Source organism: Flavobacterium sp. K5-23, from assembly GCF_023278045.1.
GTDB lineage: Bacteria > Bacteroidota > Bacteroidia > Flavobacteriales > Flavobacteriaceae > Flavobacterium.
In genome coordinates this window covers 3,312,343-3,336,891 of record NZ_CP056783.1, presented here as the reverse complement: position 1 = coordinate 3,336,891, position 24,549 = coordinate 3,312,343, and the positions used below count along the sequence as shown (strand labels likewise).

Sequence of the window (24,549 nt, the reverse complement as noted above, 5' to 3'; positions counted from 1 at the left end):
GGTAAATAAAAGAAAGCATTTTATGCTTAGCTATCTACAATGGTAATTTATTCGATAGTATAATTTTTAGTATCTGACTCGCTTAAGGAAAAATAACCCAATGGATAATTAGTAAAATCTGTACTGTTGATAATGTTTCCTCTTACCGTTGCTGGTGGTGATTGAAAAGGACTTCCGCCTGCGCTTCCTGATATGTTTATCAAGATATTGAGATAGTTGTAATACGCTTTTGATATCCCAAAATGACTAACTACAATTTTATCTCCTGTTTTTAATTCGTCTTTTCGGGAAATACTAAAGAAATTGTTTCCCTGAAAGAATGTGTCCTCATCAGCGTAATATTCTACTTTATCAGGAGAGGAGTAACTGTATTTGTATAAATAATAATTAGATGCATTTGCTGGGTCAATAAAATAAGTCTTTATGTATTTCATTTTTCCGGATATGCCTCCTTCATTATTTTGAATGATTTCAGTTATAGGAGCGACAGGTTTTAATGTTTCGATAGCGGTGTAAGTGGAACCTTTATTAATGACTGTTAGCGTATAGGATTCATTTAATACCGGTACAAAATTCGAGCAGATATATTCTCCTGTATTAGGTTTTTCTACAAACTTAAATATAACGTTTAAACTGTTTTTTATTTCTACAGTAGCGCCCAAAACTTTTGGGATGGTTGCATCGTAAAACCCTGTAGTAGTACTTAGCTTTATTTTCTGGATGTTTCCAGAGGTTCCTTTTTGCCAGTTAATTGCTGCTTCAATCACAAGTTTAGGAGGAGCGGTATTTAAATCGACAGGAATAACCTCTTCACAGCTGTAGCAGAAAAAGGCAGTTATAATGACTAAAAAAGAAAATATTTTTTTCATAATCTTTGTTTTTATGTTTCTATTCTAATGGATTTTGTATCCTTAGAATTTGAAGTTATAGCTTACAGCTGGTACAATTCCGAATATCGAAACCTTTACAGCCTCATTGTTGTTTGTGTCAGCATTTCTCCTAAAATTGATAGAAGCTGCATTTTTACGGTTGTATAGATTATATACACTAAAAACCCATTCCCCTTTCCAGTTGCGGTTTTTGTTTTTAGTTGGAGTTAACGTTGCTGAAATATCCAAATGATGGTAGGTCGGTAGTCGGTTTTCGTTTCTTAGGCCATAACTAGGAACCGTAATTCCTAAATAGTTGTATTGTCCATTTGGATAGGTAACAGGTTGCCCGGTTTGCAATGCGAAATTAGCGGCAAAAGACCATTTTTCATTTAGATTATAGGTGTTAGTAATAGCAATATTGTGCGTTTTGTCATAAACTGAATTGTACCAATTACCGTTGTTTATTCCTGATTCCTCCGGTGTTCTGCCAGGAGTTTGTTGTTCAGATTTTGATAAGGTATAGGATATCCATCCGTTAAATTTCCCTTCATTTTTTCGAAAAAGAACCTCTAAGCCATAAGATCTTAACTGACCGTTTAGAATTACTTGTTCGATGGCTTTATTGGCAATTAAATTAGCACCGTCTATATAATCCAGTCTGTTTTTTACTGTCTTGTAGTAGGTTTCAACCTCAAGAGAATAGGTGTCGTCTTTAAAATTTTTAAAGTATCCCAGAGCCACTTGATCCGCAATCTGAGGTTTTATGTAATTGTCACTTGGCATCCATACATCTAATGGAGTTGGAGACGAGGTGTTAGATATTAATTGTAAATATTGGGTCATTCGATTGTAACTTCCTTTTATGGCTTGGTTGTCATTGAGTTGATACGAAATCGAAAATCGGGGTTCCAAATTATTATAGCTTTTGATGACTTCGTTTTTATCATAAAATTGACTTCCTATAGGAGTTGCTTTTTCATATATCTGTAAATCCGTATTGAAAGTAAGTGGATTGTTGTTTTCGTAAATATTAACAGATGATTGTCCTAAACGATAAAAAAGGCTGTATCTCAATCCCAAATTAACAGTGATTTTTTTAGAAATTTCATGTTCAGCATTAATGTATATTGCAGGTTCGAAAGCATATTTTTTATCCAATTGATCAAAATTAATTCCTGAATTTAAATCGGTTGGTTTTATGGTTCCTGGATTGAAATCATAATAAATTGCATTTACACCGTAATTTAATTTGAATTTATCTGAGATGTAATTTTTAAAATCATATTTAATGTTATAATTTTTAATACCTGAATCCCATTTAAAACCTACGAAATCAAGATCTAATCCGTAATAATAATCGCTGTAGATAAGAGAAAGATTCGAAAATAATTTATCAGAATATAAATGATTCCATCTTAGGTTTAATGTTGAATTACCATAGATATTAGTGAAGCTTTTGTTTAGTGAAAAGACATCTCTTCCAAAATATCCGGATAGATATAAATTGTTATTAGTATTGAGTTTATAGCTTAATTTGGCATTCAAATCATAAAAATAAGCAGAGTTGTTTTTTTGATCTTCGGATAGTTTTAAAAATAAATGGGCATATGAACTTCGACCACCAATCAAGAATGATCCTTTGTCTTTTTTAAGAGGGCCTTCAATTAAAAGTCTGCTGGCGATTAAACCAATTCCACCATTCATATGAAATCCTTTGCTACTACCGTCTTTTTGATAAATATCTAAAACGGAGGATACTCTACCACCATAGTTGGCTGGAATTCCGCCTTTGTACAATTTTAAATCTTTGATTGCATCCGGATTGAAGACGGAGAAAAAACCAAAAACATGCGAGGAATTAAAAATTGTTGCTTCGTCTAATAAAATTAAATTTTGATCCGCTCCACCACCACGAACATTGAATCCTGATGCACCTTCACCAGCATTTGTCACTCCTGGAAGTAATAAAAGTGATTTTATTACATCAACTTCCCCAAGGACTACAGGCATTTTTTTAATGGAAGAAATGGATAGTTTATTAAGACTCATCTCCGGGGAGCGAGTGTTGCTCCTTTTATTTTTGTCTTTTATAATTACCTCCTGAAGGACTTCACTATTTTCTGATAAATTGTGGTTTATTTTTAAATTTTCGAAAAGTGCTATACTCTGAGTAAGTGTTTGAAAACCGATATAGCTTATTAGAACGGTGTAATTTCCTTTAGGCAATGTTACTGAGTAATACCCGTATTCATTCGTTTTAATAGTTGTATTTGTTTCAGGAACATATATTGTTGCACCTATAAGAGTTTCATTGTTTTTAATGTCGGAAACTGTACCGCTAAACGTGAATTTTTCTTGTGAAAAGGAAACTATTGAAAATAACAAAACAACAATTAGACTAGTGTATTTATTTAATAACATCTTCTTTATTTAGTTATGCAAATTTGACGAAAAGTTTATGGAAACGGAAGTAAACAAACATTAAAATTGAGTTAATAAAAAAAGACAATTGTTTCCAATTGTCTTTTTAGTACTATAAGGTAATATATGTTTAAGCTAATTTAGCTAAAATAGCATTTAATGTTGCACTAGGGCGCATTGCTTTACTAGTTAATTCTGGGTTTGGTTGGTAGTAACCACCAATATTTTGAGGTTTTCCTTGCGCTGCGATCAACTCTTCATTGATTTTAGCTTCGTTCTCCGTAAGTTCTTTTGCAATTTGCGAAAACTCTTTTTGTAATTCAGCGTCTTTAGTTTGTTTAGCCAAAGCCTGTGCCCAATACATCGCTAGGTAAAAATGAGAACCACGGTTGTCAATTTGGCCTACTTTACGAGCAGGAGATTTATCATTTTTCAAGAAAGCATCATTAGCTTCGTCAAGAGTATCTGCTAGGATTAATGCCTTAGGATTATTTTGAGTTTGTCCTAAATGTTCTAATGAAGCACCTAGAGCAAGAAATTCTCCTAATGAATCCCAACGTAAATATCCTTCTTCAGTAAATTGTTCTACGTGCTTAGGAGCTGATCCACCTGCACCAGTTTCAAATAAACCACCACCATTCATCAATGGAACGATTGATAACATTTTAGCTGAAGTTCCTAATTCAAGAATAGGGAATAAATCAGTTAAGTAGTCACGCAATACGTTTCCAGTTACAGAGATAGTGTCTAATCCTTCTTTGATTCTATCTAATGTGAAATGAGTAGCTTCAATTGGGTTTAAAATACGAATATCAAGTCCTGTAGTATCGTAGTCTTTTAAATAGTTCTGAACTTTTACGATTAGTTCTCTATCGTGAGCTCTGTTGTTATCTAACCAGAATACAGCAGGTGTGCTAGACAAACGGGCTCTGTTTACAGCTAGTTTTACCCAGTCTTGAATAGGAGCGTCTTTTGCTTGACACATTCTAAAAATATCATTTGCTTCAACAGCCTGTTCCATTAAAACGGTACCTTTTGTATCAACAACACGAACAACTCCGTTTGCTGACATTTGGAATGTTTTGTCATGAGAACCATACTCTTCTGCTTTTTGTGCCATCAAACCTACGTTTGGTACACTTCCCATTGTTGTAGGGTCGAAAGCGCCATTCTTTTTACAGAAATCAATAGTGGCAGAATATACTCCTGCATAACTACGGTCTGGAATGATAGCTAGAGTATCTTGTTGTTTACCATCAATATTATACATCTGACCTGAAGTACGAATCATAGCTGGCATAGAAGCATCTACAATTACATCAGAAGGTACGTGAAGGTTTGTGATTCCTTTATCAGAATTCACCATAGCTAATGCTGGTCCGTTTTCAATTGCTTGAGTTAACGCAGCTTCAACTTCAACTTGCATTGGGTGTCCCGCAATTTTTGCATAAACATCACCTAATCCATTTTTTGTATTAACACCTAGTTCGTCAAATAAAGCTGCATATTTTTCGAATACTGATGCGAAGTAAACTTCTACAATAGCACCAAAAATAATTGGGTCAGAAACTTTCATCATTGTAGCTTTCAAGTGAACTGAAAGTAAAACGTTGTTTTTCTTAGCCTCAGCAATTGCTTTTATAACAAATGCTTTTAATGCATTTAAGTTCATAACCGAGCTGTCGATTATCTCACCTACTTTTAGAGGAGTGCTTTCTTTTAAAACTGTAGTCGTTCCATTTTCGGCTACGAATTCAATTTTAACATCAGTTGCATCAGTGATTGTGATTGATTTTTCACTTCCGTAAAAATCACCGTTATCCATAGATGCTACTTCTGTTTTAGAGTCAGCAGACCAAGCGCCCATTGAGTGCGGATTTACTTTAGCGTAGTTTTTTACTGCTTTAGGAGCTCTACGGTCTGAATTTCCTTCACGTAAAACCGGGTTTACAGCAGATCCTAAAATTTTAGAATATTTTTTCTTTATTTCGTTTTCAGCTTTGTCTTGTGGCTCTTCAACGAAGTTAGGGATAGCATATCCGTGTGCTTGTAATTCAGCAATAGCTTCTTTTAATTGAGGAACTGATGCTGAAATATTTGGTAATTTTATGATGTTTGCTTCTGGAGAAGTGGCTAATTGTCCCATTTCAGATAAAGCGTCACCCACTTTTTGATCTTCTTTCAAGAATTCAGGGAAGTTGGCTAAAATTCTACCAGCTAGTGAGATGTCTCTAGTTTCGATATCTATTCCTGAAGTTGAAGTAAATGCTTTTACAATAGGTAAAAAAGAATAAGTTGCCAATAAAGGCGCTTCGTCAGTTAAGGTGTAAACAATCTTGGATTTTTCTGTCATTTTGTTATTTTTATAATCGTATCCTTGATAATGAGGATGTGAAATGTGTGTACTGCTTAAAATTTAGCGAAGCAAATATATGAAAAGTGGAGCGAATTTGACTTGTGTTTAATACAGAAAATAATGAATTGCCGGATTGGTAAGTTGTTAACTTTGAAATTGTGGTTTTAGTAGTAGAATCAGTAAAAAATCAGGAATCTTGATTATATTCGATAAAAGGCAAAAAAAAATCCCGACAGTGCCGGGATTTTTATGATAAAGAGACAGTAAACTATCTTCTTTTGTCTTTAATTTTTGCTTTTTTACCAGTAAGTTCTCTGAAGTAGAAAATTCTAGCTCTACGAACTGCACCTTTTTTGTTGATTTCAACTTTTTGTAAAGCTGGCAAGTTAACTGGGAAGATACGCTCTACACCAATAGCACCTGACATTTTACGAATAGTAAAAGTTTCTGTATTACCAGAACCTCTTCTTTGAATTACAACTCCTTTGAAAAACTGTGTTCTAGTTTTTTCACCCTCTTTAATTTCGTAGTATACAGTGATAGTATCACCAGCTGCGAAAACAGGAAAGTCTTTTTTTACAACTAATTCGTCTTTAACGAATTTCATTAAATCTGCCATGATAATTTTAATTATGGTTTTTTATCAAATCAACATTCACGGATCTCGCCAGAGGTTAATCTAAAGTGCTGCAAAAGTAAAAAATTATTTTGAATTATAAATTATAAATTTTGAATTATTTAAACACTTGTTCAGAGGCATTTATAATTTAAAACTCAACATTTAAAATAATTAATCTTCTAATAAATCTGGGCGTCTGTTCTTTGTATGTTCATAAGCCATATCCTCACGCCATTTGTCTATTTTGGCAAAATTCCCACCAGTTAAAACCTCGGGAACTTTCCAGCCTTTGTAATCTGCAGGTCGAGTGTATATAGGTCCTGATAATAATCCATCTTGAAAACTATCTGTCAATGCTGAGGTTTCATCGCTCAAAACTCCAGGGATAAGTCTTATTAATGCATCAGATAAAACTAATGCGCCTAATTCTCCACCAGATAATACATAATCTCCAATTGATATTTCCTTGGTAATAAAATGATCGCGAACTCTTTGATCTACTCCTTTATAATGACCACATAAGATGATGATATTCTCATACATCGACATGGTGTTGGCCATTTTCTGGTTTAAAGTTTCCCCGTCCGGTGACATATAAATAATTTCATCGTAGGTTCTTTCGCTTTTCAAGTGCGTGATACAAGCATCAATTGGTTGTACTGTCATTACCATTCCTGCGCCACCACCATATGGATAATCATCCACACTTTTCTGTCTGTTAGTAGTGTAATCACGAAGGTTATGAAAATGAACTTCTACAAGTCCTTTGTCAATTGCACGCTTCATAATTGAGGCTTCAAAGGGGCTTCTTAGTAAATCAGGTAAAACGGTAACAATATCAATACGCATAATTATATTTTTCGAGTGTAAAAATAGTTTTTTTATCCCATATTTTGCCTTAGACTTCGTAACGAAGCTGAATTATTTAATAAAAACAAGAGTTCACGGACTATTTTTAAAGAAGAATTTAGTTGTAGTAGATTTCTAATGCGGAATCCGGGATTACAAGCTAAAATTAAATTTAGTTCTAAGGTTTTACTAAAAATAGACAATGTAGTAAATGAAAAACCTCTAAAAGGTGTTTTTTACTACATTGCCTATTTAACTATTTTAGTTATTTAGTTACAATTTTAAACTGAACTACATCATTTTACTAAAGAAAATAGCGTTCCAAAACAACTTTTCCGTTCCCAACCAAAAAGCTCTGAAATTAGTGTTGTCAGTAAATATCAAGATTTTACCATCTCCTTTTTTTATGGATTGAAACGGAACTGTTTCTTTTAATAATTCAGAATTTGGTTTTGATATGTATCCACTTAACAATGGGTTTTTCGTGTATTGAATTGGATTGTTGAAACTGTTTTTATTAGGTTCGATAATAATAGAAGTATTTCTAAACAGAGGCATTTTGTTTCTTGGCATTCCAAAATTTATTGGGTGCGATAAATCTAATTTTGTTTCAAATATGGCTCCGGCAATCAGTTGAGCTCCATTATGATCATCTATTTGTTCGAAGCTTACGTTTTTTGCGTCTGATTTATTTGTCTTTAAAGTAACTTCAATTAATTTAGATTCATTAAGCCATTTTATTGCGTTTTGATACCCAATAAGTGTTCCTCCATTTTGAACCCATTGTTCTATTTTAGTTGTCGTTTTTTGAGACAAACTTGAATAATTCCCGTCAACTAAAATCAAAGTTGTGTACTTATTTAAGTTTATACCTTGAAGTTGGTCGACATCTATTTTTGTTAATGGCATAGCTGCTTTTTGGTCAAACATATGCCAGATTTCTCCAGCATCTGATGGGTCCACACCTTTACCAACAAGCATTGCGACTTTAGGCAAAGAAAGTGTTTCGAAGTTTGGGTTACCTAGATTGATTCCTTCAGTAAATCCTGTTTCCACCCCTGTAATATCAAATGTATATTCTTTTATAATCTCATTTAGATATTTGTGAATTTCATCCGAATTCATTTCCTGATTTTGAATAGGAAGAAATAAACTTCCATAAGAAAATGGTTTTCCGCTATGTATAAACGGTTTTTTTGTTGTTTTTACACGCAATCCTTTTGAAAGCAATTGGTATAAAAATTTTGGAGATTTATGATCTGTCCATTCGACAAGATACCCAATATCACTTTTCTTGCTTACAATACCTGATTTTAAATTTGGGACATATTTTCCTCCCGCCTGAGAAAGTGAATTGACACCTTCAAAATTTACATTGAAAGCCAAATCAAAACTCCAAGCTGATATATCATAAAACAAGCTGTCTTTGAATTTTGTTTGTCTGTCAAAAATAGCATTAATAAGTTTTGTGTTTTGTTGCTCAATAGGGATGATATAGCTTAAGTTTTTATTGAACTTTTTGTTATTTATTGTGATGTCTTCTTTTAATTCTAACATCTCAATTTTATGCTGATTTAAAATTTTTGCCAATTCATTTACTCGAGTAGCATCTTTTTCGTCACCAATAACGTATCCTTTTACTTTACTGTTTTTACTTTCTGATCTTGCATTCGAATAAAAATTGCGTTGGTATTCAAGAAGCTCTGTTCTCATTTCAGATGTAGCTTGTAAAGTGGACAAACTAGTAGTGAACTGGTTCCTGATAGTAAACGGGAAAGTGATGATACCATTTGCACTTTCCTGAGCGTGACCTCTTGAACTTGCCTGTTCAAATAAAATTCCTATCGATCCGTTTATGTCAGGATATGATGAACCTTTACCGTAATAAAAATCATCATAGTTTTCTTCGATAAAATAAGAACTGCCTATTTTGTCTAATGCTTTTGCATGAAAACCTGCAATTTTAAGTGTAAGTTTTTGATTTAATTCAGGCGTAAGTGGGTTGGTGCGACTAGGTTCTCCCGGCTGAAAAAAGTAAGTTGAATTTGTTCCCATTTCGTGGAAATCACATAAAACATTTGGCATCCATTTTCTAAATGTTTTAATACGTGCTTGACTTTCTGGAAGCTGAACAGGCAGCCAGTCTCTATTCATATCAAATAAATAATGGTTGAATCGTCCTCTTGGCCATCCTTCATTGAATTCACGGTCATTAGGGTCCGTAACTAAGTTGGTGCTTTTATTGCTGTTTACCCAAGTTGAAAAGCGTTGAATTCCATCAGGGTTAAAACAAGGGTCTAATAAAATGATGGTGTTTTCTAATGTTTTTTCAAGCTCTGGACTCTCACAAGCCGCAAGATAGTAGGCTAGAGCAATTGCTGCTCCGGATCCACTGGATTCGTTACCGTGAATTGAATACCCTAAATAGACCACTATTGGCATATCAGATGCGTTTTTCTGATTATTGTTAGCCGTTAGATTTTCTAGATGTTGTTCATTAATTTCTTTTAATCGTGCAAGATTTTTTGGACTCGAAATAGTAAGAAGCTGTAACGGTCTGTTTTCAAATGTAAACCCCGTAGTTTCAATTGCAATTCTATCAGAAGCTTTTGCAACCTCTTTCATATAGTAAGCTAATTGCGTGTGGTCAGTATGCATTTCTCCTAATTCAAAATTAAAAACGCTTTTTGGGGTAGGGATGTTTTTGTTATAGCTGACATTTTTAGGTAGATAATAATCTAAAGTAGGTTGTTCTTTTTGTTGCTGAGCAGTAACTGCAAAGCTCAAAAGGAAAGCGAAGTAAAATAGGAATCTCATATAGGGTTAGTTAAATAAGTATTGTTTTTTTGGAAGCGTAAATATACTCTGAATATTAATTAAATACCAAATTGCTTCAAGTGATGGTCTAAATGGTTCCACATTAATTTATCCCAATCTTCGTAAGTCATTTTTCCCCAAAACGGGTGGTTCATCACTACAATTGAATTTTTATTTTCAGAAAAGCGACTGAATTTTTCAATTAATTCTTTTTTGACAGTTTCAAAATCGTAGTTTGAACTTATAATAAACTCTTTTGCGGTTAGACTGTTTTTTTTGAATTTGCTATTTAAGATTTTTTCTTTCAGTATTTTACCTAAAAACCGCATTAAGAAATTGACTTTTAGTTCTTGTGTGCCAAAAGGAACGTCAATTACACTTATACAATGCTTGCACATTTGGTCAGCAGTCATTTTTCCCCATTTTGCTTGATTGTTAGGGGTAAGAGATTTGATTCTCATAAGCATTGATTCGTTTGCTGTTTTATCAAAAATAGAATTCATTTGTTTTAAAATTTAGAGGAAAACAAATATAGAAGTTATTTATTCAAAATCTATCTGTTCCTAGGTAGATAAAAACAATAAGAGGATGTGTTTATTTTCGAAAGTTAAAAAGCTTTCTTACCTAAATGGATTCTCTAATTCTAGTATATACTTTATATTTTTACTACTTTTATCTTTTTAAATCAAACACTATTTTATGCAAATTTTATCAAGAATAATAAAAACAGGCACCTTGCTTGTTTTTGTAGCTTCATTGCAAACACAAACGCTTCACGCGCAAAAAAAAACCATCAAAATGACGAATCCTCTTTTACAAAAAAGTGAGTTGCAGTATCAAGCTCCGCCTTTTAATTTAATTAAAGACGAGCATTTTAAACCCGCTTTTGAATATGCTCTAAACAGCCATGATAATGAAATAGATAAAATTGCTAATAATCCGGCAAAGGCTACTTTTCAAAATACCGTTCTGGCACTGGAAATTAGTGGAATCGATTTAAGTAGGGCAACAAGCGCTTTTTATAACTTAACGGGTGCCAATACAAATCCAACATTACAAGATATAGAAGCTGAATATGCGCCTATATTTTCAGCTCATAATGATAAAATTTATCTAAACTCCAAGCTGTACAAACGATTTAAAGCGATTAATTTAAATAGTCTGAAAGGTGAAGATAAAAAACTAACCGAATATTACTTGCAGTTGTTTGAATTGGCAGGAGCTAATTTATCCGAAGCTGATAAGGATAAAATGAAAAAAATCAATGGGGAATTAGCCAGTTTAGGAACCCTTTTTGGTAACAAATTGTTAACCGCTAGAAAAAACGGAGCCGTTTTATTTGATAATACAACTGATTTAGCTGGATTAAGTGCTAATGAAATTGCTGCGGCAAAAGCAAGTGCTACCGAGGCGGGCCAAGACGGGAAATATTTAATAGGTTTATTGAATACAACTCAACAACCTTTATTGTCTAGTTTAAGCAATAGAGCGACAAGAGAAAAATTATTTAAATCATCATGGACACGCGCTGAGAAAAACGACGATGGAGACACGCGTGAAGTATTGGAAAAAATGGCACGATTGCGTTTGCAAAAAGCAAATTTAATGGGCAAGAAAAATTATGCTGAATGGAAATTGCAAGATCAAATGGCCAAAACTCCAGCAGTTGCAATGGATTTATTAGCAAAAATAGCTACGCCTGCTGTCGCAAAAGCAAAAGTAGAGGCCAAAGAAATTCAGGATTTAATTGATTCACAAAACGGTGGATTTAAATTAGAGCCTTGGGATTGGGATTTTTACTCTGAACAAGTTCGTAAAGCTAAATACGATTTAGATGAAAGCCAAATCAAACCTTATTTTGAACTAACGACTGTTTTAGAAAAAGGGGTGTTTTTTGCAGCCAAAAAAATGTATGGTATTACCTTTAAGGAAAGAAAAGATTTACCGGTTTATAATCAAGATGTAGTGGCTTACGAAGTTTTTGGAAACGACGGAAAATCTATAGCTATTTATTATTTGGATTTTTATACAAGGGACAACAAAAGCGGAGGAGCCTGGATGAATAATTTTGTAAATCAGTCCCATTTTTTAAAACAAAAACCAGTAATTGTAAATGTCTATAATTTTTCAAAACCAGCTAATGATAATCCTTCATTAATCAGTTTTGATGATGTAACAACGCTATTTCATGAGTTTGGACATACCTTACACGGTTTGTTTGCAGATCAAAATTACACCAGTCTTTCAGGAACATCAGTACCTCGTGATTATGTGGAATTCCCTTCTCAAATCAATGAACATGCAGCATTAGACCCAGAAGTTTTGAAAAATTATGCTATTCATTACAAAACTAAGGAAGCAATTCCACAAGAATTAATCGATAAAATTAAAAAGGCAGATACTTTTAATAAAGGTTATGTAGTAACTGAATTGTTAGCCGCTTCAACCCTGGATATGGCTTGGCATAGTGTGGAAAAAGAATCCGATTTCAAGCCAACATTGGTTTTCGAAAATGAAGCGCTTCAAAAATACGGTTTGTTAGTAAATGAAGTTCCTACGAGATACCACACACCTTATTTTGCGCACATTTGGAGTGGAGGATATTCAGCTGGTTATTATGCTTACACTTGGTCAAAAACATTAGATTATAATGCTTTCGACTGGATGCAGGCTAACGGCGGTATGACTAGAGAAAACTGTGAGCGTTTTAGAAAATACATTTTATCTGTTGGGAATAGTGTTGATTTAAACAAAGCATTTAAAGATTTCATAGGACACGAGATGAAAATTGAACCTTATTTGAGAAATGCAGGACTATCTGACAAATAATCGTATTCATATAACTTATCAAAGTGGCATTCGTAAAAGGATGCCATTTTTTTTGGATTAATCCTGATGAATATTAGGAGCTAATTACTTCGTCAATTCGCTTCGCTCGTGTCCAGCTTTCCACTCTATCTTTCCTTGCTTAAAGAAAGCAAGTAAAGGATGCCGTTTCAATCTGGGCTATGACTTGGTGGAATTTTGTTTTTGAATACATAAATTAACACGAAAATTAGGCGATAACAGGATGGCTTTTTGACAATTTATTATGATTTTTCTATATATTTGATAAAAAAACAAAACCTGACGTTTGTCAGATCAATCCACCTAAATTCGGGTAGATTGGAATGATTTTGTTAGGCATATATACAAGTTGTCTTCTATTATGCTGACGACTGCTCAATAAATAACATTAAACATAAATTAACAATGACAAACAAAGACCTTTCAGAATTGACTGACCAAGAATTATTAGAGGAAGCAAAAAAAACGAGATCATTTTCCATCACTAATGCTTTGATTATTGGAGTTTTAGTGGGAATGATATTTTATAGTATTGTTAAAAACAGTTGGGGAATGCTTACGTTAATCCCTTTGTATTTTATCTACAAAATGATTAATGACCCTAAAAACAAAAGAAGTAAAGACGTGGAAGAACTTTTAAAGGTACGCAATTTGAAATAACTTGTAACAAAATTGAATTGTTTATCAACAGCTAGTGTGTGATTTAGAGTAACGTATCATATTTTCTGCAAATCCGAAAACAGGGCTTAATTTAACCCAAAACCACTTGAAGTAAGGGAACGTTAAATTTGATTAACTTCTAAAGTTATTCCGTAGGAATTAAATATTGGTAGCAACGAAGTGGAATCCACCCCAAACAAAGTCCCGTAGGGACGCAACATTTATGGCAAATACCTATACACAAATACACATCCATTTTGTTTTTGCGGTTAAATTCAGGGATGGAATGATAAAAGCCAACTGGGTTGAAGATTTGTATAAATACATGACGGGTATAATTCAAAACAACAACCATAAACTTTTGGCCATAAACGGAATGCCAGATCACATCCATATTTTGATTGGGTTAAGACCCGCACAATCCATTTCGGATTTAATGAAGGATGTGAAACAAAGTTCTTCAAAATGGATAAATGAAAATAAACTGACAAGCCGACATTTTGAATGGCAAGAAGGTTATGGCGCATTTTCACACAGTAAATCACAGATCAATCAAGTAATAAATTATATTCAAAATCAGGAATTACACCATAAAAAGAAAACTTTTATTGAGGAGTACATTGACTTCCTTGAAAAATTTGAAATTGATTATGATGAAAAATTTATATTCAAAGAATTGATTTAGAATTGGTATAGTCCCTAACGGGACAAAAAAAGCAGGGGGATTTGTTGTTTCTACCGTCATTTAGTTCCTAACGGAACAAAAAATCAATCGTATAAATCCTTTGAGAATGCTTTTGGGATTGCACAGCGTTGCAAGAAAAGGATGCCGTTTCTATCTGGGCTAAGAGTTGGTGGAATTTTTGTTTTTTGAATACCAAAATTAACACGTAAATTAGGCTACAATAGAAAGGCTTTTTGACAATCTATTATGATTTTTCTATATATTTGAAAAAAAAATAAAGCCTGACGTTTGTCAGATCAATCCACCTAAATTCGGGTAGATTGGAATGATTTTTCGGATATATATATATATACAAGTTAGTAGCAAGCGTACCGCAGAGTCAGGAATCTAACACAATTTTTACACAGAAAATAACTTATGAAATTCGAAAATATATTTGCAGACTCTTTTGACACATTTAAAGTATTCGCCAAATTGGAAATTCAACAAGCTAGTTTGACAAATAACAATTCTCCTAAAAGTATATGGCAAATATTAAATCATTTAATAATTTGGCAGGATTACCAAATAGAAAAACTGTGTGAAAATAAAACAAAAGAAATAAATGAAGTGGACACGTGGTTCGCAGAAAAAAACATATTAAACCAAAGTATACTTAATAACAAAATTGATAGGTTTGAAAAGCAAATTGAAAAGATTAAAATAGAGGTTAGTAAAATGACAATTGAACAAAACAACATATCGGAAAAGTTAAAAATAGTTCAAGACCTAACAGTTCATCTATCATTCCATTTAGGTGAAATAGTTTTAATAATGCGCCAAAACAGTCACTATCCAATGCCGAACGAAATGAAAAACTTTCTAAATGTAGAATAAAACGCCAGCTATTAACAGCTTTGAGCTAGCTGAAATTTAGTGGAATTACCTTTTCGCATCAAGTTTTCGTTATGCCGAAAACTGAAAGGTTACGAATTTCCAACCATCTCAAGGCAGCATAACGTTAAATTTTATAAATTTCTAAAATTATTCCGTAGGAATTAAATATTGGTAGCAACGAAGTGGAATCCACCCCAAACAAAGTCCCGTAGGGACGTAACTTTTATGGCAAATACCTATACACAAATACACATCCATTTTGTTTTTGCGGTTAAATTCCGGGATGGAATAATGCAAGCCAACTGGGTTGAAGATTTGTATAAATATATGACGGGTATAATTCAAAACAATAACCATAAACTTTTGGCAATAAACGGAATGCCAGATCACATCCATATTTTAATTGGGTTAAGACCCGCACAATCCATTTCGGATTTAATGAAGGATGTGAAACAAAGTTCTTCAAAATGGATAAATGAAAATAAACTGACAAGCCGACATTTTGAATGGCAAGAAGGGTATGGGGCATTTTCACACAGTAAATCACAGATCAATCAAGTAATAAATTATATTCAAAATCAGGAATTACACCATAAAAAGAAAACATTTATTGAGGAGTACATTGACTTCCTTGAAAAAGTTGAAATTGATTATGACGAAAAATTTATATTCAAAGAATAGATTTAGAATTGGTATAGTCCCTAACGGGACAAAAAAAGCAGGGGGATTTGTTGTTTCTACCAATTTATAGTCCCTAGCGGAACAAAAAACCAGTCGTATAAACCCTTCCCGCAGAGTTAGTCGGTTTATGCTGCGCAATCCCGAAAGAACTCGGGACCCGACTTTGTACCCACAACGATGAGCAAGCAATACGAATCGACAAACTAAAAGAACACAATATTTTTGCTTTAGTTTGGGGTTAAACTTTAGTTTGAAGTTAATTCGTTACGTGCTTTTAGCAACGGGTACAAAGTCGGGAGACTTTGCCTTTACTTTGTTTATTGAAGCTGTAAATGATTCTTTTAAAGCTTTTTACGTCTTGTCTTTATTATTTTCAAACCGATCGATTTTTTATAAAAAGAAACTAATCGTAATCTAAATCGCCTGTATTTACCTTCTAATTAACACAAAAAGTACGGAGGTTTTTAGACAAACTGACGTTAGTGGCAATGCAAGAAACTTCACATTATTTTTCTATTATTAAAAGATGCTATAGCGTCTAAACTTACTGCCTAAAGATACTCATCAAACCAATTAAACTTACTCTTTATGATGTCATCTTTATTTTCATTAATATTCACAATGAAACTTTTAGCTATGGATGATAGATTTTTCGATTTCAGCCAGATTAAATTCCAATCAGTTGTCATTGGGAGTTTTTTAACCGGAATCACTTGTAAGTCACCATTTTTAAGTTCGTTTTTTATTCCAATTAAAGGCATTATCGAGTAGCCTAATCCTGCAATTATGGCTTGTTTTACAGCTTCATTAGATTTTAATTCCATCTTCTTATATATTGAAATTTTATTGGACGATAGAAAGTATTCCATCTTCTTTCGTGTTGCAGAACCTTGTTCTCTATAAATAAGAGGTAGTTGCTCAAATTCTTTGTTAGAAAGGTAATTTCCAGTGGATTTAAATTGTTTCCCGCCAACAAGGTAAAGTTTGTTTTCCATAAGTTGAATGCGATTTATTTTTAGGTGCTTAGGAATAGTAGACACCATAGCAAAATCAATCTCGTTATTCTCCAGTGACCTGACAACTTCAGCCTTATTAGTAACGTCCATAAAAAGATCTACACTTTTATGCTGATTAATAAAATCAGTTAAAAAATATGGCATAACATATTTCGCAGTAGATACAATGGCGATTTTAAGTTTTCCTGCCAACTCACCATGAAATGATAACGCTTTATAGTTTATGGCATTCACTTCATTTAAAATATTTTCGGCAGCTAGTGCAATCTCTTTTCCAAACTCCGTGATGTAAATTCTTCGTCCTACAACTTCAAATAATGGCATTTGAAATTGATCTTGAAAATTTTTTAGCTGCATAGATACTGCAGGTTGCGTTAAAAACAACTCTTCCGAAGCTTTTGTAACACTCTGAAGTTCATTGACTTTATTGAAAATCTCTAGTTGATGCAATGTGTATTTCATAAATATATCTTATATATAACATAATAAATATAGATAAAAATTTATGAATAATACGTATGATATTTGCACAAAATTTAAAACTTGAAAAATTGAGTGATTTTGAAATTATAAAAATGGACGAGAGTATACCTAAATCTATACCGTTCTCATTTGGGCAAGGAACAAGAAAAGAGCCAAGCCAAGCTCTAAAGCTTGTAGCATTATTTGCTACATTTTGCGGATTTATTTACCTATCAATTAATAATGGTAATTTATTTCTTTTTGAACTAGTAGTTGGTGGCGGAATAGTATCTATAGCATTCTTTATTCTCCAATTATCAAATCGACAATCAAAAAATTAAAACTAATAAACAACTATAAAATAAAATGGATCTACATTTATTAATTGATAATTTAACCAATCCTGCTTTACTTTTTTTCTTTCTAGGAATAATTGCTGTTCAGCTAAAAAGTGATCTTAGCATCCCTGAAAATTCCTCAAAATTTATTTCTTTATATCTGCTATTATCCATTGGTTTTAAAGGTGGCCAAGAGCTAGCGCATAGCGCTTTTTCAATGGAAATACTTTGGTCATTACTCTTTGGGCTTGCCTTAGCTGTTGTAGTTCCGTTGTATACGTATTTCATTCTTAGAAGAAAGTTTAATGTAGAAAATGCCGGAGCTATTGCGGCAGCTTATGGCTCAGTGAGCGCAGTAACATTTGTAACCACTATTTCTTTTCTGGAGTTAGAGCAAATTGAATTTAGTGGTCATATGATTGCCGTTATGGCACTTATGGAAGCGCCATCAATTATGGTAGGTTTATTACTTATGACTTTTTTTAAGAAGACTAAAAAAGGGGAAGAAAGTGTACCAATGAAAAAAGTAATTCATCATGCGCTTACAAACGGGAGTGTACTCTTAATCATAGGAAGTCTATGCATAGGTTTTATGGCTAGCGAAGCACAAGCTGAAGGTATCAAGCCATTTACTACAGATCTTTTCAAAGGATTTCTTGCGGTATTTTTATTAGATATGGGAATAACTAGTGGTCGAAAATTATCTGATTTTATCAAAAAAGGATGGTTTGCATTACTGTTTGCGATAATAATACCTGTTATAAATGGTAGTTTGGTTGCGGTTATAAGCGGTATTTTAACGGAAAGCGTGGGTAACAGATTACTTTTTGCTATTCTGGCAGCAAGCGCATCTTATATAGCAGTTCCGGCAGCAATGAAAATTGCCGCACCAAAAGCCAATCCGAGTTTATACATACCAATGGCTTTGGCAATTACATTTCCTTTCAATATTACTTTAGGCATGCCATTGTATTTGTGTATTATAAAAATGATATAAATAAAATTAATACAAAGTACAAAATAAATAAAAATTAATTATGCAATTCTGCATTCATAACACAAGAAAACAATTATAACAAGATGGAAACATTAGAACAAACAAAAACAACTCAGAAGATAGATTTAATTAATGGCGTTTTTACAGCTTCAGAAGCTTCAGATATTATTAATTCAGTTTTAAAAGTGAAGATTAATTTTCATAAATTATGTCGTCTATCTATCGTAGAAGGTAACAATACATCCGAATGTGCTCATGATAGTGGAAGAATTGATGAACTAATGAATGAACAAAAATTAGCTACAGATTTTTTCTCTCAAGCACGTTTAAATGGTAAAAAGTTAAAAATGCGCAGTGTCATTCAAATTGAAATAGAAGATTAAAGATTTCTTATAACAGATACTAAAATTTAATCCTAATTACCTTTCTATGCTTTTTGCATAGAAAGGTAATTAGGATTTTTGTCTAGTTTTAAACATAGTTTCTTTTCCATATAAATTGGCTTTTATAGTCGACATTTACGAAACATGTTTTCGTTTTTTTTAAAGTAGGTTAGTTCGTCCCGAGGCTTCGGGATGATGGGTTAAGTTTGATGTAAACATCTGTCAAGGATTGATAGCCTTTTTGTTTTAAAAAATTAAATAAATATAATAGGATTGTCGAGCTACTTGTGTGATCTCTCCTTTGTCGAGATTTCGACGAAGGAGAAATCACATATTATTTAGAGTGCTAGTAGTCTTTAATAATTCATGAAAACCAGGAAAAAGCATTGACTTAATGACATTGAGCGCTATTCTTTTTGTCTCGGTAGGAAAAAAAGAATATTGTAATTTGTGATTTCTACCAATGTATAGTTCCTTGCGGAACAATAGCAGCAAATTTTCAGATTCTCTAATTAATTTCGTAAATTTGCCATTCAATAAAAAACAATCATAATGGAAAACGGAATATACGCTAAATTCAACACCTCTAAAGGTGCTATTTTAGTAAAACTAGAACACGAATTAACACCAGGAACCGTAGGGAATTTTGTAGCACTTGCAGAAGGAAATATGGAGAATAAAGTAAAACCACAAGGAACAAGATTTTACGACGGATTATCATTTCATAGAGTAATTCCTGATTTCATGATTCAAGGTGGATGTCCACAAGGAACTGGTACTGGTGACCCAGGATATAAATTTGATGATGAATTTCACCCAAGTTTAAAACACGATAAGCCTGGAATTTTAGCTATGGCTAACTCAGGACCTGGATCTAACGGTTCTCAATTTTACATTACTCACGTACCAACTTCATGGTTAGACGGAAAACATACTGTTTTTGGTCATGTTGTAGAAGGACAAGATATCGTTGATGCAGTTGCTCAAGGAGACAAATTAGATACTTTAGAAATTGTAAGAGTAGGTGAAGAAGCTGAAAAGTGGAATGCTATTGAAGCTTTTATTACTTTCAAAGGAGCACGTAACAAGCGCGATGCTGGTTTAAAAGCAGATGCTGAGGCAGCTATGGAAAAACTGGCAGCTGGTTTTGAAAAAACAGAAAGCGGTTTGCGTTACCAATTCATCCAACGTGGTGAAGGAAAACAAGCTCAATCAGGAAAAACTGTTGCAGTTCACTATGAAGGATCACTAGAAAACGGAAAAGTTTTTGATTCTTCATACCCAAGAAAAAAACCAATCGAATTTAGATTAGGTCAAGGTCAAGTTATCGAAGGATGGGATGAAGGAATCGCTTTATTGAAAGTTGGAGATAAAGCACGTTTCGTGATTCCATCACACTTAGGTTACGGATCTCGTGGTGCTGGAGGAGCAATTCCACCTAACGCTACTTTGATTTTTGACGTAGAATTAATGGAAGTAAAGTAATATAGTATTCAGTGATCAGTTTACAGTGATCAGTTTATATTAGTGAATAAATAGGAAACGCCTCAAAATTATATTTTGAGGCGTTTTTTTTATGTAGGCAGTTTAAAACTTATTACCCATAACTCATAATTTTATTTCCACTTAATATTACACCCAATACTTGGTTTTTGATCTGGATTGATGATTCGGTTATAAATTACACCATCTATGGCGCCGCGTAAATCACTTCCACTAAGAGGAATCCCATTTCCGGGACGGCTGTCATCCAGTTGACCACGATAAACTAATTTATCTTGACTGTCAAATAAAAAGAAATCTGGGGTACAAGCCGCATCATAAGCTTTTGCTACTTCCTGTGTTTCATCGTATAGATAAGGGAACTCAAAATTATTTTCGAAAGCAAACTCCGTCATCAATTCAGGAGCGTCTTGTGGATAATTTATAACATCATTACTAGAAATAGCTACAATCCCAAGTCCTTGCACTCTGTAATCATTTGCAATCATTACAATTTCCTCTAAAACGTGAAGCACAAACGGACAGTGATTACAAATGAACATAACCAAAGTACCTTTCTCCCCTTTTAAGTCGGCAAAAGTGAAGGTTTCAGTTTCTGAAGTCATATCCTTCAGCTGAAATTCTGGAGCAGTAGTTCCTAGAGCGAGCATATTTGATGGTGTTCTTGACATGGATGCTTTTAGTTTAAAGTTTCAGGTTTAAAGTTAAGTAAAAAAGGATTGTTTTATGGGCTAAATGATTAATTTTAGATTGTATTAGTCATTCGAATAAAATTATAATTAAAGATGGAAAACAATTTAAGTTGGCAAGATTTTGAAAAAACAGAAATGCGCGTGGGAACCATTCTTGAAGTCAATGATTTTCCTGAAGCCAGAAAACCAGCTTACCAACTCACGATTGATTTTGGAGAATTTATCGGTGTTCGAAAAACTTCGGCTCAAATAACTAAACGGTATTCAAAAGAAGATTTACTCGGCCGACAAATTGTAGCCGTAGTGAACTTCCCCAAAAAACAAATCGGGAAGTTTATGAGTGAATGTCTTGTTCTGGGAGCAGTAGGGGATGAGGGCGATGTTATTTTACTAGCTCCTGATTTTAAAATAGAAAACGGATTGCGTATCGGTTAGTTGTTCAAATACTACTTTTTTTGTCCAAATATTATTTTTTCAAAAGCTCAATGTTTGCAATCAAAGTCACTTCCTCGCTTACCATTGTTCCGCCGGCTTCTATCTGGGCATTCCAAGTCAATCCATAATCCTTGCGGTTGATTTTTCCTTTCAACTCAAAACCTGCTTTTAGGTTCCCCCAAGGATCTATCATTGTACCTCCAAAATCAGCATTTAAAACGACCGATTTTGTGGTATTCTTAATGGTAAGATTTCCTGTCAATTCGAATTTATCGTCTGTTATTTTCGTGAATTTTGTTGAGGTAAAACTGAGTTTTGGAAATTTGTCTGTTTCAAAGAAATCAGGACCTTTAAGATGGGCGTCCCTTTTTTCATCATTGGTGTCAACCGAATCTACATTGGCACTAAATGAAAATTTTGCGTTTTCAAAATTGTCTTCTGCCTCCACAGTCCCTTCAATTTCATTGAAAGTTCCTCTCAAGGTAGCAATCATTAAATGTGTTATATTGAACTGTAAAACGGAATGTGCCGGATCTAATACCCAATTTTTATTTTCCATAGCGCTTATTGTTAAAAGTTAATTGTATTAATGTAATAAAGTTACGATTTATTTATTAAAAACAATTGGTAATCAACGCGTTATGGTTTTAGTGATTCAGTTTGCTTTTAATTACAGTTAGGTTGTAATATTCCAAAAGCTCATTCTTGTTCTTGTCTTAAATCCCAATTTTTCATAAAGTTTAATAGCACCGTAATTCTTTTCATAAACGTGAAGGAAAGGGATACTGTTTTCTTTTAAAATAGCATTCGCCGTGTAGGCAACTAATTGTTTTGCATATCCTTTGCCTGTGTGATCGGGATGGGTTATGACGGCACTTACTTCCGTAAAACCATCCATTTTCATTCTTTCGCCTGTCATAGCAACGAGTTGGTTGTTTATATAGATGCCGTAATAACTTCCTATATCGGCAGTTTTTTCTTTGAAATATTCAGGATAAACGATTTTGACTAATCCCATTAAATCGTCAAGATGTTCCTCTTCTAGTTTTACAATTTCATCTGTATATTGAAGATCTATAGTATCATAGATTATCATTTGTAAACAAACTAATTCGTCTATAATTTTTAAGTTGTTTGGTATTACTGGTTTTTCACCAACAATAAAAAAGTTTTGACATAGTTTAGAATAGTTGTTTGCAGCGCTTGAAGTAGTTTCTGCATCAATAAATCCTCCAAACGGACAATAATCAGGATGGTAAAATTTAGATCCACTATAGTCTATAGCGTATTCCTTGTGACTTTCAGATAAAGAATACCAAACGGGATTGTCTAGTTTGCTTTCGTCTTTGAAATTCATAGTTTTGTTTTTAATATATGTATTTCTTCTTGTGTTTGCTTAATTCGGACGTTAATTTTTCGGTATTCCCAAGTCGCGCCATTCCTGACCGCGGATACATCTAATTTTCCTTTTCCTTTGTTTCCAATAATTCTTACCGTCAAATCTACTGAATTATTATTGTTCGAATATTTAGTGTTGCCTTCTAAGATGGCCAACTTGTCAATAGGTTCTATAACTCCAAGTATAGCTATAACCCTTTGGTTTGTTTTTGCTTTTTCAAATGCATTTTCAAAAAGAGAATTGTCTGAATAGGCTTGGGTTAAATCGTTAATATTTTTACCATTTCCTGTAATCGTCATTAACCCTAGCCCCAGAATAAAAATGAAGAATAGTGTTGGTAACAACCACTTCCAGTTTCTTTTCCACCAACTTTTTTCTTTTATTTGTTCATTATTCATTCATTTCGTGTTTGTTAAAAACGCCTTAATTTCAAGGGGTTATTTATTTCTCAATAGGTAAACTTTCAATTTGTCCCCATTCAGTCCAAGAACCATCATAGACCGCTTTTGGGTTGTTATTCCCTATAAGTTCGTAAGCGATAAAATCAATGCAAGCTGTAACGCCGGAGCCACAACTAAAGAGTAAGGATTTGTTATGTTGCGGGAGTATTTTGGCCAATTCTTCTTTGGGTAAAAATTTGCCGTCATTTAAAAGATTAGTATATGGTATATTGATGGAGCCTGGAATATGTCCGCTTCGTAATCCTACTCGGGGTTCTTCGGTCTCCCCTGAAAAACGGTCACTGGAACGCGCATCAATCAATACGGCTTCTTTGTTGTGTATGTTTTCTAAAATTTGTTCTTTGGATTTAACCAAATCAGGATTGAATTTCGATTCAAAATTTCCTTTTATGTAATTGGATTGATGTGTTGGTTCAGTTGCATACCCTTCTTTAATCCAAGCCGGAAGACCGCCATCCAAAACCCAAACGGTTGAATGTCCCATAATTTTAAACAACCACCACACTCTAGGACTTGAATAAATTCCTAAGCTGTCATAAACAACAATCTTACTGTCTTTGTTTATGCCCAACTTTCTGGCCGCTTTTGCAAAATCATCCGCATTAGGTAAAGTATTGGGCAATGGATTTGTCGTGTCGCTAAAATCATTTTTGATGTCAAAAAAGCGTGCCCCTTTTATTTGGAGCCCATCAAATTGTGATTCTACTTTAGCTTGATTTACTTTTTGTGTGGCATCGAGTATAATTAAGTCAGCATCATCAAGATGTTCCTTGAGCCAACTGACAGAAACTATTGGTTTTTTCATTTAAGCAGTTTTAAAAACTTTTTTATCGTAAAAATAAGAAATAATAAGCAAGGTCATAGCAACTATAGAGGGAACATATCCACCATCTTCGGCATTAATGTGCGCGCTGAAAGCCAGTAGGAAGTCATAAAAGAAACCAGCATAAGCCAGCTCTTTAAGAAAAGTGGATTTCTTAGTTAATATAACCAGTATCCCTAAAATTTTGGCTACAGCAAATGGATATATAATATAAACAGGGTAGCCTAAACTTTTAAATAATTCGCTAACCATTGCATTGTTGAATATGTACATTCCAGCTGACATAAGCATCATTGCTGATAATAATCCAGTTGCAATCCAATACACAATTTTGTCTTTATTTTCCATTTTATTTAA

At 33.5% G+C, this 24,549-nt stretch carries 24 protein-coding genes; 10 read left to right on the top strand and 14 right to left on the bottom strand.

Annotation, left to right across the window (positions count from 1 at the left end; translation table 11 throughout):
- Positions 1-47 precede the first annotated feature (47 nt).
- The 7 genes from FLAK523_RS14475 to FLAK523_RS14445 form a co-directional block, all read right to left on the bottom strand.
- A complete protein-coding gene (locus tag FLAK523_RS14475) occupies positions 48-869 on the bottom strand; it encodes a DUF4249 family protein (RefSeq protein ID WP_248904809.1) in 822 nt (273 codons plus the stop codon).
- Positions 870-911: 42 nt separating this feature from the next.
- A complete protein-coding gene (locus tag FLAK523_RS14470) occupies positions 912-3,293 on the bottom strand; it encodes a TonB-dependent receptor (protein ID WP_248904807.1) in 2,382 nt (793 codons plus the stop codon).
- A gap of 130 nt (positions 3,294-3,423) precedes the next feature.
- Positions 3,424-5,646: an NADP-dependent isocitrate dehydrogenase gene (locus tag FLAK523_RS14465; protein WP_248904805.1), complete on the bottom strand. Its 2,223-nt coding sequence runs from the start codon at positions 5,644-5,646 to the stop codon at positions 3,424-3,426.
- A gap of 271 nt (positions 5,647-5,917) precedes the next feature.
- Entirely contained in the window at positions 5,918-6,268 is a 351-nt protein-coding gene (gene rplS / locus FLAK523_RS14460; RefSeq protein WP_248904804.1) for a 50S ribosomal protein L19, read from the bottom strand.
- Positions 6,269-6,439: 171 nt separating this feature from the next.
- Positions 6,440-7,117: a tRNA (guanosine(37)-N1)-methyltransferase TrmD gene (trmD, locus tag FLAK523_RS14455; protein ID WP_248904801.1), complete on the bottom strand. Its 678-nt coding sequence runs from the start codon at positions 7,115-7,117 to the stop codon at positions 6,440-6,442.
- A gap of 291 nt (positions 7,118-7,408) precedes the next feature.
- Positions 7,409-9,934, bottom strand: coding sequence for a M14 family zinc carboxypeptidase (locus tag FLAK523_RS14450; RefSeq protein ID WP_248904799.1), 2,526 nt, complete (start codon positions 9,932-9,934; stop codon positions 7,409-7,411).
- 59 nt (positions 9,935-9,993) lie between these two features.
- Positions 9,994-10,437, bottom strand: a complete 444-nt coding sequence (locus tag FLAK523_RS14445; RefSeq protein WP_248904797.1) for a DUF1569 domain-containing protein — start codon at positions 10,435-10,437, stop codon at positions 9,994-9,996.
- Between the two features lie 295 nt (positions 10,438-10,732).
- On the opposite strand from FLAK523_RS14445, the gene FLAK523_RS14440 reads away from it, so the two are divergent.
- From FLAK523_RS14440 to tnpA (FLAK523_RS14420), 5 genes are all read left to right on the top strand, one after another.
- Complete coding sequence (locus FLAK523_RS14440; protein WP_248908099.1) at positions 10,733-12,763, top strand: M3 family metallopeptidase; 2,031 nt, start codon at positions 10,733-10,735, stop codon at positions 12,761-12,763.
- A gap of 423 nt (positions 12,764-13,186) precedes the next feature.
- A complete protein-coding gene (locus FLAK523_RS14435; protein ID WP_248904795.1) occupies positions 13,187-13,441 on the top strand; it encodes an FUSC family protein in 255 nt (84 codons plus the stop codon).
- 223 nt (positions 13,442-13,664) lie between these two features.
- Entirely contained in the window at positions 13,665-14,126 is a 462-nt protein-coding gene (tnpA, locus tag FLAK523_RS14430) for an IS200/IS605 family transposase (protein ID WP_248904793.1), read from the top strand.
- Positions 14,127-14,543: 417 nt separating this feature from the next.
- Positions 14,544-15,002 (top strand): hypothetical protein, encoded by a 459-nt coding sequence (locus FLAK523_RS14425; protein ID WP_248904791.1) that lies wholly within the window; start codon positions 14,544-14,546, stop codon positions 15,000-15,002.
- A gap of 225 nt (positions 15,003-15,227) precedes the next feature.
- Positions 15,228-15,683 carry an IS200/IS605 family transposase gene (tnpA, locus tag FLAK523_RS14420; RefSeq protein WP_248904789.1) on the top strand — a complete coding sequence of 152 codons (456 nt, stop codon included), beginning with the start codon at positions 15,228-15,230 and terminating at the stop codon, positions 15,681-15,683.
- 551 nt (positions 15,684-16,234) lie between these two features.
- Here tnpA (FLAK523_RS14420) and FLAK523_RS14415 read toward each other — a convergent pair.
- Positions 16,235-17,161, bottom strand: a complete 927-nt coding sequence (locus FLAK523_RS14415) for a LysR family transcriptional regulator (protein WP_248904779.1) — start codon at positions 17,159-17,161, stop codon at positions 16,235-16,237.
- A gap of 56 nt (positions 17,162-17,217) precedes the next feature.
- Between FLAK523_RS14415 and FLAK523_RS14410 the strand changes: the two genes are divergently transcribed.
- The 4 genes from FLAK523_RS14410 (at position 17,218) to FLAK523_RS14395 (ending at position 20,364) form a co-directional block, all read left to right on the top strand.
- Complete coding sequence (locus FLAK523_RS14410; RefSeq protein ID WP_248904770.1) at positions 17,218-17,502, top strand: hypothetical protein; 285 nt, start codon at positions 17,218-17,220, stop codon at positions 17,500-17,502.
- A 25-nt stretch (positions 17,503-17,527) separates the two neighbouring features.
- Positions 17,528-18,496 carry a sodium-dependent bicarbonate transport family permease gene (locus FLAK523_RS14405; RefSeq protein ID WP_248904768.1) on the top strand — a complete coding sequence of 323 codons (969 nt, stop codon included), beginning with the start codon at positions 17,528-17,530 and terminating at the stop codon, positions 18,494-18,496.
- Between the two features lie 83 nt (positions 18,497-18,579).
- On the top strand, positions 18,580-18,879 hold the full coding sequence (locus tag FLAK523_RS14400; protein ID WP_248904766.1) for a hypothetical protein: 300 nt from the start codon (positions 18,580-18,582) through the stop codon (positions 18,877-18,879).
- A gap of 552 nt (positions 18,880-19,431) precedes the next feature.
- Complete coding sequence (locus FLAK523_RS14395) at positions 19,432-20,364, top strand: peptidylprolyl isomerase (protein ID WP_248904764.1); 933 nt, start codon at positions 19,432-19,434, stop codon at positions 20,362-20,364.
- A gap of 131 nt (positions 20,365-20,495) precedes the next feature.
- On the opposite strand, the gene FLAK523_RS14390 is transcribed toward FLAK523_RS14395, so the two are convergent.
- Positions 20,496-21,053 carry a thioredoxin family protein gene (locus FLAK523_RS14390; RefSeq protein ID WP_248904761.1) on the bottom strand — a complete coding sequence of 186 codons (558 nt, stop codon included), beginning with the start codon at positions 21,051-21,053 and terminating at the stop codon, positions 20,496-20,498.
- 114 nt (positions 21,054-21,167) lie between these two features.
- Here FLAK523_RS14390 and FLAK523_RS14385 point away from each other — a divergent pair, with 114 nt between their 5' ends.
- Positions 21,168-21,509: a tRNA-binding protein gene (locus FLAK523_RS14385; protein WP_248904760.1), complete on the top strand. Its 342-nt coding sequence runs from the start codon at positions 21,168-21,170 to the stop codon at positions 21,507-21,509.
- Between the two features lie 31 nt (positions 21,510-21,540).
- On the opposite strand, the gene FLAK523_RS14380 is transcribed toward FLAK523_RS14385, so the two are convergent.
- The 5 genes from FLAK523_RS14380 to FLAK523_RS14360 all read right to left on the bottom strand — a co-directional run bounded on the left by FLAK523_RS14380 (position 21,541) and on the right by FLAK523_RS14360 (position 24,540).
- Entirely contained in the window at positions 21,541-22,068 is a 528-nt protein-coding gene (locus FLAK523_RS14380; protein WP_248904758.1) for a YceI family protein, read from the bottom strand.
- 117 nt (positions 22,069-22,185) lie between these two features.
- Entirely contained in the window at positions 22,186-22,866 is a 681-nt protein-coding gene (locus tag FLAK523_RS14375) for a GNAT family N-acetyltransferase (protein ID WP_248904756.1), read from the bottom strand.
- Entirely contained in the window at positions 22,863-23,306 is a 444-nt protein-coding gene (locus FLAK523_RS14370) for a cytochrome c oxidase assembly factor Coa1 family protein (RefSeq protein ID WP_248904755.1), read from the bottom strand. Before FLAK523_RS14370 ends, FLAK523_RS14375 begins: the two co-directional genes overlap by 4 nt.
- Positions 23,307-23,349: 43 nt before the next feature.
- On the bottom strand, positions 23,350-24,174 hold the full coding sequence (locus FLAK523_RS14365) for a sulfurtransferase (protein WP_248904753.1): 825 nt from the start codon (positions 24,172-24,174) through the stop codon (positions 23,350-23,352).
- Positions 24,175-24,540: a DoxX family protein gene (locus tag FLAK523_RS14360; protein ID WP_248904750.1), complete on the bottom strand. Its 366-nt coding sequence runs from the start codon at positions 24,538-24,540 to the stop codon at positions 24,175-24,177.
- Between the last annotated feature and the right edge of the window lie 9 nt (positions 24,541-24,549).